The sequence below is a fragment of the Catellatospora aurea genome, from assembly GCF_042663325.1.
Taxonomy (GTDB): domain Bacteria; phylum Actinomycetota; class Actinomycetes; order Mycobacteriales; family Micromonosporaceae; genus Catellatospora; species Catellatospora aurea.
Window position 1 is genome coordinate 49,268 of the sequence record NZ_JBHTAC010000001.1, and the last position, 12,399, is coordinate 61,666.

The following is a 12,399-nucleotide window of genomic DNA, read 5'->3' on the forward strand; positions in this document are numbered from 1 at the left end:
CAGCGGGGCGGCGGCCGTGGCAGAATCTCGCGGATGCGCAGCCCCACGCAGCCGGAACTCGACCTGGCCGGCGTCACGGCGAAGGTGCGGGCGGCCTTCGGGTCCGGCCCGGCCGTCACCGACGCCGCGGAACTGTCCGGCGGCGGGTTCGCCGCGGTGTGGCGGGTGCGCCTGTCCGACGGCCGCGACGTCGTGCTCAAGGTCGGCCCGTCCCCCGAGGTGCCGCTGCTCACCTACGAGCACGGCATGATCGCCTGCGAGGCGGACTACTTCCGGCTGGTGGCCGACCGGGTCCCGGACGTGCCGACGCCGCGGGTGCTGCACCACGGCGACGGCTGGCTGATCACCACGTTCCTGCCCGGGGTTCCGCTCAGCGCCGCCCGAGGCGAAGACCATGACGCGGTACGCGAGCAGCTCGGCCGCGCCGTGGCCCGGGTGCACACGGTCACCGGCGGCCACTTCGGCTACCCCGGTCCACGGCCGCACGCGGCCACGTGGCGTGCGGCGTTCACGGCGATGGTCGAGGCGATGCTCGCCGACGCGGTGACCTGGCAGGTGGCCCTGCCGGTCGACGCGGACACGATCCGCGCGGCCGTCACGGACAGTCCCGAGCTGGACGAGGTCGACCGGCCCGCGCTGGTCCACTTCGACCTGTGGGACGGCAACGTGCTCGCCGCGGGCGGCCGGCTCACCGGCCTGGTCGACGGCGAGCGCTACCTGTACGGCGACCCGCTCGTCGACTTCGTGTCGCCGCTACTGCTGCGCCGCGCCGAGGACGAGCCCGAGCACCCGTTCGTCCGCGGCTACGCCGCCGCGACCGGCACGCCGGTGGTGTTCGACGCCCCCGCCCGGCGCCGCCTCGCGCTGTACCGCCTCTACCTCTACCTGCTCATGACCGTCGAGGTCCCCAGCCGGGGCATCACCGACGGATGGCGGCAGACCGGCCTGGCCCGCCTGCTGACCGAGGAGGTCGAGCGGCTGGCCCGCTGACTCGTCAACGCGCTGTTGACATCAGGTCGGCCCGCCTTGACCATTGCCGCGTGACCCCTTCCCGCTCCACCGCCGAAGAGCCGCACCGTCCCGGCACGGCCCCCTCCGCCGGCCGGCCGGGTAGCGGGCCGCGCTGCCACCACCACGGCACGCTAGGGCTGGACCTGCACCGCCGCGTGCTGGCGGCCACGGGCGGCGACCCGGAGCAGATCGTCGGCGCGCTGTCGGACCTGCGCGAGCTGCGCGCCGCGATCGACCACGCGGAACGGGACCTGCTGACCGCGGCCCGCCGCCGCGGGGTGAGCTGGGCGCGGGTCGCGTCGGCGCTCGGCCTGCGCTCCCGCCAGGCCGCCGAGCAGCGCGCGACCCGGCTGGGCGAGCAGGCGGCCGCCGCACATGAGTGTCAACACTGCGTTGACATCGCACCGGTCGCCGAGTTGCGTTCCGCAGCGCGCGACGCGGCCGCAGAGATGGCCGCGGACCCATCCTGGGACGGCGTCCAGCCCCGCGCCGCCCTGACGCGGGCAGGCCTCGCCGCGGCGGCCGAAGCTCCGGCGGGAGCGCTGTATTCGCTGGTGGAGCACGCCGTGAGCGACCTCGCCGCGGTCGACCTGGACGGCCGCCCGGTGCTGCTGCGGGTCGCCGTGGCCCGGCTGCGCCAGGCATACCGGGACGCCGCTCCGGGTGCCGCGGGAGGGGCCCGCGTCCGCTGACGTCCACATTGACAGGTCCGGCCGCCCTGCCCATGATGAGCCACTCCGGCTCAACTTTCAGGGAGGACTGGCATGGGCGGCAGTTGGGGAGCGGTGCTCGGCGACCGCAATGCACGGCTGTTCCTCGGGGTGACCCTCACCTCGGGGTTCGGCAGCACGGCGATGTCGCTGGCCGCATCGGTGTGGGTGCTCACGCTGACCGGTTCTGCGAGCCTCGCCGCGCTGTGCGGGCTGTGCGTCTACCTGCCGTCGCTGGCCGGGCCCGTGCTGGGAGCCCTGGTCGACCGGCTGCCCCGGCAGCGGCTGCTCGTGACGGCGAGCGTGGCCATGGCCGCGCTACTGCTCACCCTGCTCGCCGTACGGGGACCCGGCCAGACCTGGCTGATCTTCGCGGTGATGCTCGGCTACGGGGTCACGTTCGTGCTGCTCGACGCGGGCGAGGCCGCGATCCTGCAGGCGGCGGTGCCCGCCGACCGGCTGGGCGGCGTGAACAGCCTGCGGATGAGCGTGCAGGAGGGCGTGAAGCTCGTCGCGCCGCCGGCCGGGGCGGCACTGTTCACGCTGTACGGCGGCCCGTCCGTGGCCGGGCTGGCCGCGCTGGCGCTCGGGCTGGCCGCCGGCTGCTACGCGGCGGTCCGGCCCGGTCCGCTGCCCGCCACCACGCGCGGCCGGGGCTCGCTACTGCGGGACACCCGAGCGGGCATCGGCTTCCTGTGGCGGCATGCCGCGCTGCGCGGCCTCGTCGTGACCGGTGCGGCGGCGGTGGCGATGTCCGGGCTGTCCAACGCGGCGGCGTACCTGGTCATCGTGGGGGATCTGGGGCGGGCGCCCGAGTTCGCCGGAGTGCTGGCCGCCGCGCAGGGAGCCGGGTCGGTGGCGGGCGGGCTGCTGTGCGGGCGGGTCCTGGACCGCCGAGGTGAGTCCGCCGCGGCGTGGTGGGGCGCTGCGCTGTCCGCCCTGGGCCTGGCGCTGCAGTGCGTGCCGTCCACCCCGGTCGTGGCCCTGGCCCGGGTGCTGATCGGGGTCGGTCTGCCGTGGACGGTCATCGCCGCGATGACGGCCGTGCAGCGGCATACCCCCGCGGAGCTGATCGGACGGGTCGCCGCGACCGCGAACACCGTGGTCTTCGCGCCGACGGCGCTGACCATCGCGCTCGGCGCGGGCGCGGTCGAACTGCTCGACCACCGGCTGGTCCTCGGCGTCGCCGCGGCTCTCACCCTGCTGGGCGCCACGCCGCTGCTCACCCGCCCCGGCACGGCGCCCTCCCCCGCCGCCGTTTCCCGCCAGAGCGCGGCACCCTCCGCCACCGGGGCGGGCGCGGCGTCATGACGCCAGGCGATCAGTCGCCGTCGTGGAGACGAACCCGGCGGCGGCTGAGGTAAGCCAGTGAGCGCTCCAGTTTGTCGAGGTCCTCGAGCGCGATGAGCCGGGCGGTCTGCCTGCCGAAGGGGTGGAAGAAGCCGTCGGAGGCCAGCCGGCGCAGGAATCCGTCCTGCTCGCGGCGCAGGCCCGGGTCGGGTTCGGGCTGCCGGGCCGGACGGGCGAACTCAGCCCGGTCCCGGGCGGCCTGCCGCGGCGGGTACGCCCGGTGCCGCTCGACGAACGACGCGAAGGCCTGGATCTCCCGCACCGCCGCGCCCACCCCCGCTAGCGCGGCGTCGCCGTAGCCGATCCACGGCGGCTCCTCGGCGGCGTGGGTGAGCGTCAGGTCGAGCAGCCCGTCCAGTGTCATCGTCGCCACGCACAGCGGAACAGCCCAGACGATCGCGTTGGCGGAGTCCTCGTAGCGCTGCCAGGCCAGGTCGCGCAGCCGCTCCTGATCGGCGTCGCCGTCCGTGCCGACGTGGTCGGGCGCGTCCCAGGCCCGCTCGCTGATCCGCAGCAGGGTCAGCGCGTCGTCCCGGAAGCGCGAGCCGGACCGGGCGGCTTCGGCGAGCATGCCGATCTCGTAGACGTGGGTCAGCGCGCGTACGGCTTCGATCAGTTCCGGCGACGTTGGCGCGTCGCCCAGGTCGATCACGAGTCGGAGTAGTGCTCGGTCGGATTCGGCGGCCTTCGGTCGCGGCATGTGACGCCTTGCCATCGGAGATCATCTGGGTGCTGGCCAGTATCCAACATGGATCACCGGTAGCACCAGAACACGATCTGGACCGCGTGCGTACACCCGGGGTGCGCACGCCCGCGTCGTGGCGTCAGAGCAGGCCGGACAGCTGCGCACCGGGCTCAGCGGGCTTCGGCGACGGCCACGGCCGGTCCAGCGTCGCGTCCTGCGCGACAGCGGGTCTCGGCGGCGGCCACGGCCGCGCGTCGGACAGACCGGTCGGGGCCGCGCCGGTCTGCAGCAGCGCCGCCGCGCACAGCGCCGCGACTCCCAACGCCAGGGCCGGTCGGGTCCGGCCGTCGGACGGGGACAACACCCACCCCCATGATCATGCCTTCCTCCATTATCCGCCGGTTCGCCCTGGTCGGCAGCGGCTCCGGGTGACGATGGGACGGTGACCGGCTGGGTGCTGCACGTGGACCTGGACCAGTTCGTGGCCGCGGTCGAGGTGCTGCGCCGACCCGAGCTGCACGGGCGGCCGGTGGTGGTCGGCGGCGACGGCGACCCGGCCAAACGCGGCGTGGTCAGCACCGCCTCGTACGAGGCCCGCGCCTACGGAGTGCACTCCGGCCAACCGTTGCGGGTCGCCGCCCGCAAGTGCCCGGACGCGGTGTTCCTGCCGGTCGACTTCGCCGCGTACGAGCAGGCGTCGGCGCTGGTCATGTCGGCGGTGCGGGAGACCGGCGCGGTGGTGGAGGTGCTCGGCTGGGACGAGGCGTTCCTCGCCCTGGACACCGACGACCCGGAGGCCGCCGCGCGCGACGTGCAGCGGCGGGTGCGGACGGCCACCGGCCTCGACTGCACCGTCGGCATCGGCGACAACCGGCTGCGCGCCAAGCTCGCCACCGGTTTCGGCAAACCCGCCGGGGTGTTCCGGCTCACCCGGTCGAACTGGGCCGAGGTGGTGGGCGGCCGGCCCACCGACGCGCTGTGGGGTGTCGGCGCGAAGACGGCGAAGCGGCTGGCCGCGCACGGCCTGCACACCGTCGCCGAGCTGGCCGCCGCCGACCCGCAGGAGCTGGCCGCGGCGTTCGGCCCGGCCACCGGCCCGTGGCTGGTACGGCTCGCGCACGGCGAGGACGACACCCCGGTCACCGGAGCGCCCTACGTCGCGCGTTCGCTGAGCAAGGAGACGACGTTCCAGACCGACCTCGACGACTGGGCCGACGTACGCCGGGAGGTGCTGGCGCTGGCCGCGCAGGTCGCCGACGCGGTGGTGGCGCAGGACCGCGCGGTGGGGCGGGTGGTGGTGAAGGTGCGCTACGTCCCGTTCACCACGCGCACCCACGGCCACAGGCTCGACGCCCCCACGACCGACCCGGCCACCGTCGAGCGCGCCGCCCTCGCAGCGCTCGCCGAGTTCGGCCAGGACCGCGCGGTCCGCCTGCTCGGGGTCCGGGCCGAGTTCGCCGCGACGGAATGACGCCTACTCGGCGGCCTCTTCCGAGGTGCGGCGCTCGGCGTACAGGTCGGGGCCGCGCTGGGCGCGCAGGGTGCGGATGTCCGACTCGGCCAGGATCGCCTCCGCCTGAGCCTGCGGATCGTCGCTGCCGACGGCCAACTCCTCGGGCAGCAGCTTCTCGGCTCGTGAAGTGGTGCGCTCCTCGTCCATGACCCCCGGCTACCGCACCGGGACCGTCGCTAAACCTGCTGGTCGAGGCTGGTCACCCGATCGAGCAGCGCGTCGGCCACCGCGCGTACGTCGGCGTCGACGACCACCTCGACCACCGGCCCGTCACCGGTGTCCGAACCGAAGTCCACTACGGTGTTTCCCCTGCTGGGGCCGTAGCCGGCATCGACGTGGATCCGGGCGGCCCGGGTCGTCATCAGCTCGGGACGCAGCAGCGCGAGCACTGCGACCGCGTCGTGCACCGGGGTGACCGCGCCGAGGCCGTGCCGGTAACCGCCCAGCGCCCGCGCGGTGAGCGCGCCGATCGGCCCGGACTTCGCGAGCATGGCCAGGTCGGCGTCGACCAGGCCGGTGCGGCGGGTCACGTCCAGCGGCACCAGGGTGGTCGGCACGGACACGCCGGGGTCGGTCAGCACCCGGTGCGCGGCCTCCGGGTCGAACCACACGTTGAACTCGGCCGCGGGGGTCATGTTGCCCGCCCCGATCGCCCCGCCCATCACCACCAGCCGTTCGAGCCGGGCCGCCACCTGCGGGTGCAGCGCGTAGAACAGGGCGACGTTGGTCAGCGGCCCGACCGCGAACAGGGTGACCGGATCGGACGCGGCGGCCACCGTGGCGGCGAGGAACTCGGCCGCGGGCCGGGCGTCGGCGCTTCCCGGGGGTTCGGGGAGCACGATGCCGCCGAGCCCGCCGTCGCCGTGCGCGCCGTCCTTGTCGCCGGCGGGTCTGCGTACCAGCGAGCGGGCCGCGCCCGCGGCGACCGGGACGTCGCCGCGCCCGGCCAGGGCCAGCACGGATCGGGCGTTGCGGGTGGTCAGCTCGATGCCGACGTTGCCGCCGACGCTGCTGACACCGCGCAGGTCGAGTTCGGGGCTGGCGCAGATGGTGAGCAGGGCCATCATGTCGTCGATCCCCGGATCGCAGTCGATCATCACAGCGCGTGCCATGCCGCCATCCTCCCCCATCGGGTGATCGGCTGCCGCCCTGTCGCGCTCGCGACGCCCGGTATGCCGATTCGGACGGTTGCCAGACCCGTTGCCCCGCAACAAGGTGTCCCCATGCCCGTGCCCCGCTACGACGCCGCGCCGGTGGACCGCCCGTCCGGCCTCATCCCGCCCCCTGTCGACCTGTCCGGGGTGACCGAGCTGCGCCTGCACGGCGTCGGCGGCACCACCGCGGAGGATCTGCTCGGCGACCTCGCCCCGCAGCAGGTCTCCGGCGACCGCATCGCCGGCTTCTACCGCACCGCCGACCTGCCCACCCGCCACGTCGAGGCGTACTCGTGGGGCGGCCTCACGTCCCGCAGCGGCTCGCGGGTGCTGTGGCTGCTGCTGCTGCCGTTCGCGATGGCCAACCTGGCCGGGTGGATGTGCACGCCGAAGACCCACGGCTCCGGCTGGCGGTTCCGGCTGCACCGCACGTTCGTGCGCTGGGCCTCGCTCGGCATCACCGTGAACGTGGTGCTGATCATGGCGATGGGCACCATGGAGCTGCTGGCCTACCAGTGCGGCGGTCGCGACGACTGCGCCGGGGACAACTGGCTGCTGAGCTGGCTGCGCAGCCCGCTGCTGGCCGAGTACGCCGGGCGGCGGGTGCTGATCGGCGCGCTGGTGCCGGTGCTGTTCGTGGCGTTCCTGGCGGTGCTGACCGTGCGCAGCATCAACCGGTACGAGGAGGTGGACCCGCCGTACCAGGTGGGCCACAAGCCGCCGCGGGCCGCGACCAGCGCCGCCCAGCCGAAGTTGACCCTGGCCGACCGCACCTTCTGGGACGGCCGCCGCAGCGCGTTCGACCTGGGCTGCGCGCACATCGCCGCCGCGCTGGCCTTCATCGCCCTGGCCCTGGGCTACACCGGCCACGGCATGTTCTACGCCGGAGACCTGCCGCCGATGGAGACCCGGTGGGCGCTGCTGGCCACGATCGGCCTCGGCGGCGCGGCCGTGCTCGGCGCGCTGGTGGTGACCGCGCTCGACGAGTGCCGCCGCTGGGCGGCCGGGCTGCTGATCGCCCTGGCCGTCGGCGCGCTGCTCGCCGCGGCCGTGTTCCTGCTGGCCCAGCCCGAGATGGGCAAGCCGTGGGGCTACCTGCCGAACATGCGGTGGACCATCAACTTCGCCTTCGGCGGCATCTTCGGGGCGCTGGGCCTGACGCTGGTGTCCACGCTGCTGGGCGGCTGGAAGCGGGGCATCTTCTTCATCTTCGGGCCGTTCGTGGTGCTCGCGGTCAGCATCGCGCTGCTCAACGCGGTGATGCTGGGCGCGATGCTGCGGATCACCGACCTGTTCGGCGAGGTCAACTCGCTGTCGCTGGTGCCGGTGTTCCCGGCCGAGCCCGGCGAGCTGTACGTCTACCCGATCATCACCACGCTGCACCAGTACCTGACCCTGGTGCCGCTGGCCCTGATCGTGCTGTTCGGCCTCTTCGAGCTGGTCGCGTACTGGCGCGCCGGCGCGAGCCGCAAGGCCCGCGCGACCGCCGAGAAGTACTACGCCGTCGACCGCTACCCGCAGCCCGACGGCGAACCCGACTGGTACGACAACGCGGCCGGGCAGCGGCGCTGGATCGCGAGCGTGGTGCGGGCGCGGGTGGTCGCCAAGATGCCGCGCCACATCGACCGCCTGCTCACCGCGATGGCGGTGGTCGGCGTGGTCCTGCTGATCGCGATCCAGATCCGCTACTGGGTCTTCCACCAGCTCCCGTGGGGCACCCAGTGGACGGTCACCGCGGGCAGCTACCTCACCGCGGCGCTGCCGCTCCTGGTCGTGCTGCTGCTGCGCCGGGGCTGGACCAACCTGGCCAGCCGCCGCCGCATCGGCGTCATCTGGGACGTGTGCACGTTCTGGCCGCGCGCGTTCCACCCGCTCGCACCGCCGTCGTACGCCGAGCGGGCCGTGCCCGAGGTGCAGCGGCGACTGTGGCGGCTGCACAGCAACGGCGGCAAGGCCGTCGTCGCGGCACACAGCCAGGGCAGCGTCATCGCCGCGGCGGCCCTGCTGCAACGCGACAACCTGCCCACCGACGGCCAGTACGCGCTGGTCACCTTCGGCTCGCCGCTGCGCACGCTGTACGGGTGGGCCTTCCCGGCGTACTTCACCGACAGCGTGCTGCGCTCGCTGGAGCCGCGGCTGCTCGCGTGGCGCAACTTCCACTACGACACCGACTACATCGGCGGTGCGGCGCTGGCCGCCCAGCCGGCGTCCACCGTGGACGTGCTGCTGCCTGACCCGGAGACCTGCTGGTACATCTACGGCCAGCCGCTGCCGCTGGCCCGGCGGCACACCGGCTACTGGGACGACCCGGCGGTGTGGCGCGAGGTCGACGAGCTGGCCGCGGCGCTGGCCGCCGGACCCCGGGTGCCCGTGCAGCCCGGCCCGCCGGTGACCGAGACCGAGGTGGGGATCTAGCCGTACACCCGCTCGGCCCAGTAGACCTGCCGGTCGGGGCCGACGAACGCGACGGCGATCATGATGTCGGACAGGGCGATCGGGGCGGCGGCCACGAACCGCCGCGCCGGATCGCCGACCGGGATCGGCGGGAACATGGCGATGAAGTCGACCCCGCCGGCGGCGGGCGTCGTCGCCAGGGTCATTCCGCCGTCGCGCCACGTGTTCTCATCGATCTGGATGTCGCCCGCGCCCCGCAGCCACGGATACTTCTCCGCGATCCGGTTCTGCACGCCGTCGCCACCGGACACCACCTCAAGCCCGCTCGGGGAGGTGCCCCAGACTCTCGGTGGCATGAGGTCGACGCGCTTGTCCACCACGAAGATCATGAACCAGCCGTCTTCGTCCCAGTCGGAACCGCGCCCCGCCGGCGGCCGCCAGGTGATGCTCCCGCTGATGGCCATCTCGTCCTTACGGACGAAAATCGTATGACCGTGGTGCTGAAGCTCCCGCCCGTCGCCGGACGGCAACTGCTCTGCCGTGGCGGTGAACGCCATCACCTCCGGCCCGTACGGCGGCCGCTCGTGCCACCAGCGGTAGCCGCCGTAACCGGCGGCCGCGATGACCGCCACGAGCACCATGGTGAAAATCCTGCTCCCCCGAGACATGCGCGCAGTACATCAGGTGGGAGCAAGCGACGCCGCCCCCTCGCCTCAGCCCGCGACGCCGCCGCGTGAACCGTAGGCCGGGCCGAAGAACACCAGCAGGGCCAGATCCTCGGTGACGTCGACGAACCGGTGCTCCTCACCGGCCGCCACGAAGATCACCGCACCGGGGCCGACCGCCGCCTCGCCGTCCGGCGTCACGATCCGGGCGCGGCCCGCGGTGACCACGTAGACCTCGTCCTCGGTGTGCGGGCTCTGGTCGTCGACCCCGCCCGCCGGGATGCAGTACGTGCCCACGGACAGGTCCGGCGTCTTCAGGTGCTCCACCCAGTCGTTGGCCGTACCGGCCGGCGGCGGCGTCCACCGTCCCGCCCCTTCGATGATCTGCATGCCGGTCAGCCTAACCATCCGTCGCGCCCGTCGCGCCCTGCAAGAAGTTGACGGCCGACGTACGCCGCGAAGCGCCATGCGGGTCGCCGACCGATCTCCAGCACCGCACCGCGCGCAGCCCGCGATCAGCCTCGGATGGCCGTACCACCAGGGCAAACGGATCCAATGTAGGGGACCGTCCCGCATTACGCCAGACCCCCGAAACATCTTGCAACACTTGCGAATTGAGATCTTCACAAGCGGTGGTTCAACTGATATCTATATGCGATCGATCGCCCCTGACCCGGAGGACGACTTGACCCGATCGCGCCTGCTGACCTTCACGGCGAGCCTCGCCACCGCCTTCACCGTGCTGGTCGCCCTGGTAGCCACCCCCGCCCAGGCCGCTTCCACCGTCCGCTACGTCGCCCTCGGCGACTCCTACTCCTCCGGCGTCGGCGCCGGCAGCTACACCTCCGAAAGCGGCTCCTGCCAGCGCAGCACCAAGGCCTACCCGGCCCTGTGGGCCGCCGCCAACGTCCCCGCGTCGTACGCCTTCGTCGCCTGCTCCGGCGCGACCACCACCAGCGTCACCAGCTCCCAGCTGTCCGCCCTGAGCAGCACCACCACACTGGTCAGCATCTCCGTCGGCGGCAACGACGTCGGCTTCGCCGACATCATGCGGACCTGCGCCCTCTACGGCACCACGCAGTGCGTCGCCGCCGTGCAGACCGCCGAGGACAAGGCCCGCGCGTCCCTGCCCGGCCTGCTCGACAACGTGTACAACGCGATCCGCTCCCGCGCCCCCAACGCCCGCGTCGTGGTCCTCGGCTACCCGGTCTTCTACCAGCTCGGCACCACCTGCATCGGCCTCAGCGCCACGTCCCACGCGAAGATCAACGAAGGCATCAACCTGGTGGACGACCTCACCAAGGCCGCCGCCGGCCGGCACGGCTTCGTCTTCGCCGACGTGCGCTCCATCTTCGTCGGGCACCAGCTCTGCAGCGGCGACAAGTGGCTGCACGCCCTCAACTTCGCCAGCCTGGGCATCTCCTACCACCCCATGGCGACCGGCCACTCCGGCGGCTACTACCCCGTCTTCCGCACCGCCGCCGCCTGAAAAAGCAAAGGAAGGGCACCTTCTTCACGCTCCGCGTTGCAGAAGGTGCCCTTCCCATCGCGCGGGACCACGTGAGCAGCGCGGTCGTGGCATGATCCCGGACCGGAGAGGGAGATCATGTTCGAGTGGCTCACCGCACAGTCCCGCCGGGCGATCGTCACCGCACAGTCCGTGGCGCTGTCGTTCGGCCACGACACGATCGACAGTGGACACCTGCTGTTCGGGCTGCTCGGCGCCGAGGGCTCGGTGGCCGCGTCGGTGCTGACCGAGCAGGCCGACACCAAGGCACTGCGCGAGGCGTACCTCGCCCTGCGCCCAGCGGTTCCCGGCGACCACCCGATCCGCCATCTGCCCTTCACCAGCGAAGTCAAGCTGCTGCTGGAGCTGGCCCTACGCGAGGCGTTGAGCCGCCAGGACAACGAGCTGACCACGGTTCACCTGCTGCTGGCAGTCGCCAGTCGGCCGGACGGCGTCGGCGGCAGGACGCTGACCGCGGCGGGCGCAACACCGGCGGCGCTGCGGGCCGCGCTGCTCGCGAAGTCCGGCGACGACGACGCCGCGGAGGAGCCACTGCCGTCGGCACCCCTGCCCTTCGACGCGTCGATGTCGATACCTCGCCGTCTCGGCCTGCGCCTTGCCGCCACGCTGACCTGGTATGCCGTGCTGGCCCTCGTGACGACGGCCGTCGCCTGGCCGGACGCCGGCTGGGCCGCCGCGGGCAGCATGCTGCTCCTGGCCGTCGTCGCGATCGGCCTCGGCACGCTGCTCATCGGCCCCAGCCCGCGCAGCCTCGTCCGCACCTCGGTGCCGGCTCCACCGCCGGTGCACCTGCCCGTGCCGCTCGCCGCGATGCTGGCCGCCCACGGCATGCGCGACGTCCAGGTGCGGATGCGCGCCTCGACCGACTGGCACGGGTTCAGCCTGCGCACCGACACGCGGAGCTGGCTCGGCGTGACCACCTCCACCGCGGCCCAGCCGTACCTGCCGTTCATGCTCGCCCACGAGGCGGCCCACCTGGTGCGCAACGACCGCGTGATCCGGACGGTCGGCACCTCGTTGTGGCTGCTGCTGTGCGCCTGCGGGTTGGTCGCCATGAACGCCCCGGCACTGGCCATCGCGCTGATCGGCGGCCTGGCACAGCACGTCGTGAGCCGCTGGTACGCCGAGTTCGCCTGCGATGCGGCGGCCGCCCGCTGGGTCGGGGCGGACGCGACCCAGGCGTGGCTCGACGAGTCCCGACAGCTCGCGGACGTCCGGTCCGGGCTGTTCAGCCGGTGGCGGCTGTGGTGCCGCCGGCTCGGCCGCCCGCCGCTGCGCCTCGCGGCGGCCAGACTGGCCCGCGCCGCCGCGGCGGCACCGGCGACCGAACCCGCCACGCCTGGCTGACGGCCGCCGACATCTCGCGGCCCGCCGGCCGCGGCGCCCTCG

General features: G+C 73.4%; 13 protein-coding genes. 7 read left to right on the plus strand and 6 right to left on the minus strand.

From position 1 onward, the window contains the following. Positions 1-33 precede the first annotated feature (33 nt). The 3 genes from ACFQO7_RS00240 to ACFQO7_RS00250 all read left to right on the plus strand — a co-directional run bounded on the left by ACFQO7_RS00240 (position 34) and on the right by ACFQO7_RS00250 (position 3,032). Complete coding sequence (locus tag ACFQO7_RS00240; protein WP_376804400.1) at positions 34-990, plus strand: phosphotransferase family protein; 957 nt, start codon at positions 34-36, stop codon at positions 988-990. A 50-nt stretch (positions 991-1,040) separates the two neighbouring features. Continuing rightward, complete coding sequence (locus ACFQO7_RS00245; protein ID WP_376804401.1) at positions 1,041-1,703, plus strand: hypothetical protein; 663 nt, start codon at positions 1,041-1,043, stop codon at positions 1,701-1,703. Between the two features lie 72 nt (positions 1,704-1,775). Then, a complete protein-coding gene (locus ACFQO7_RS00250) occupies positions 1,776-3,032 on the plus strand; it encodes an MFS transporter (protein ID WP_376804402.1) in 1,257 nt (418 codons plus the stop codon). A 10-nt stretch (positions 3,033-3,042) separates the two neighbouring features. Here ACFQO7_RS00250 and ACFQO7_RS00255 read toward each other — a convergent pair whose 3' ends face one another. Next, positions 3,043-3,771 (minus strand): hypothetical protein, encoded by a 729-nt coding sequence (locus tag ACFQO7_RS00255; protein WP_376804403.1) that lies wholly within the window; start codon positions 3,769-3,771, stop codon positions 3,043-3,045. Positions 3,772-3,895: 124 nt separating this feature from the next. Next, positions 3,896-4,120, minus strand: coding sequence for a hypothetical protein (locus ACFQO7_RS00260; protein ID WP_376804404.1), 225 nt, complete (start codon positions 4,118-4,120; stop codon positions 3,896-3,898). 78 nt (positions 4,121-4,198) lie between these two features. On the opposite strand from ACFQO7_RS00260, the gene ACFQO7_RS00265 reads away from it, so the two are divergent. Continuing rightward, a complete protein-coding gene (locus ACFQO7_RS00265; RefSeq protein ID WP_376804405.1) occupies positions 4,199-5,227 on the plus strand; it encodes a DNA polymerase IV in 1,029 nt (342 codons plus the stop codon). 3 nt (positions 5,228-5,230) lie between these two features. Here ACFQO7_RS00265 and ACFQO7_RS00270 read toward each other — a convergent pair whose 3' ends face one another. Next, positions 5,231-5,416: a hypothetical protein gene (locus ACFQO7_RS00270; RefSeq protein ID WP_376804406.1), complete on the minus strand. Its 186-nt coding sequence runs from the start codon at positions 5,414-5,416 to the stop codon at positions 5,231-5,233. 29 nt (positions 5,417-5,445) lie between these two features. Further along, positions 5,446-6,381 (minus strand): nucleoside hydrolase, encoded by a 936-nt coding sequence (locus ACFQO7_RS00275; protein ID WP_376804407.1) that lies wholly within the window; start codon positions 6,379-6,381, stop codon positions 5,446-5,448. Positions 6,382-6,492: 111 nt separating this feature from the next. On the opposite strand from ACFQO7_RS00275, the gene ACFQO7_RS00280 reads away from it, so the two are divergent. Then, the gene (locus ACFQO7_RS00280) at positions 6,493-8,838 is read left to right on the plus strand and encodes a hypothetical protein (protein WP_376804408.1); all 2,346 of its coding nucleotides are present in this window, start codon (positions 6,493-6,495) and stop codon (positions 8,836-8,838) included. Here ACFQO7_RS00280 and ACFQO7_RS00285 read toward each other — a convergent pair. Both ACFQO7_RS00285 and ACFQO7_RS00290 read right to left on the minus strand, forming a co-directional pair. Beyond that, positions 8,835-9,458, minus strand: a complete 624-nt coding sequence (locus tag ACFQO7_RS00285; protein ID WP_376804409.1) for a hypothetical protein — start codon at positions 9,456-9,458, stop codon at positions 8,835-8,837. The two genes, ACFQO7_RS00280 and ACFQO7_RS00285, sit on opposite strands and share 4 nt — an antisense overlap. A gap of 72 nt (positions 9,459-9,530) precedes the next feature. Further along, positions 9,531-9,872 carry a cupin domain-containing protein gene (locus tag ACFQO7_RS00290; protein ID WP_376804410.1) on the minus strand — a complete coding sequence of 114 codons (342 nt, stop codon included), beginning with the start codon at positions 9,870-9,872 and terminating at the stop codon, positions 9,531-9,533. 295 nt (positions 9,873-10,167) lie between these two features. Between ACFQO7_RS00290 and ACFQO7_RS00295 the strand changes: the two genes are divergently transcribed. Both ACFQO7_RS00295 and ACFQO7_RS00300 read left to right on the plus strand, forming a co-directional pair. After that, positions 10,168-10,971: an SGNH/GDSL hydrolase family protein gene (locus tag ACFQO7_RS00295; RefSeq protein WP_376804411.1), complete on the plus strand. Its 804-nt coding sequence runs from the start codon at positions 10,168-10,170 to the stop codon at positions 10,969-10,971. Positions 10,972-11,088: 117 nt separating this feature from the next. Next, positions 11,089-12,357, plus strand: coding sequence for a Clp protease N-terminal domain-containing protein (locus tag ACFQO7_RS00300; RefSeq protein ID WP_376804412.1), 1,269 nt, complete (start codon positions 11,089-11,091; stop codon positions 12,355-12,357). Positions 12,358-12,399 lie beyond the last annotated feature (42 nt).

Bases quoted from the DNA above. Each gene is read 5' to 3' on its own strand.
- ACFQO7_RS00280 (WP_376804408.1), top strand. From the start codon at position 6,493: ATGCCCGTGCCCCGCTACGACGCCGCGCCGGTGGACCGCCCGTCCGGC.
- ACFQO7_RS00270 (WP_376804406.1), bottom strand. From the start codon at position 5,416: ATGGACGAGGAGCGCACCACTTCACGAGCCGAGAAGCTGCTGCCCGAG.
- ACFQO7_RS00240 (WP_376804400.1), top strand. From the start codon at position 34: ATGCGCAGCCCCACGCAGCCGGAACTCGACCTGGCCGGCGTCACGGCG.
- ACFQO7_RS00285 (WP_376804409.1), bottom strand. From the start codon at position 9,458: ATGGTGCTCGTGGCGGTCATCGCGGCCGCCGGTTACGGCGGCTACCGC.
- ACFQO7_RS00255 (WP_376804403.1), bottom strand. From the start codon at position 3,771: ATGCCGCGACCGAAGGCCGCCGAATCCGACCGAGCACTACTCCGACTC.
- ACFQO7_RS00300 (WP_376804412.1), top strand. From the start codon at position 11,089: ATGTTCGAGTGGCTCACCGCACAGTCCCGCCGGGCGATCGTCACCGCA.
- ACFQO7_RS00290 (WP_376804410.1), bottom strand. From the start codon at position 9,872: ATGCAGATCATCGAAGGGGCGGGACGGTGGACGCCGCCGCCGGCCGGT.
- ACFQO7_RS00250 (WP_376804402.1), top strand. From the start codon at position 1,776: ATGGGCGGCAGTTGGGGAGCGGTGCTCGGCGACCGCAATGCACGGCTG.
- ACFQO7_RS00275 (WP_376804407.1), bottom strand. From the start codon at position 6,381: ATGGCACGCGCTGTGATGATCGACTGCGATCCGGGGATCGACGACATG.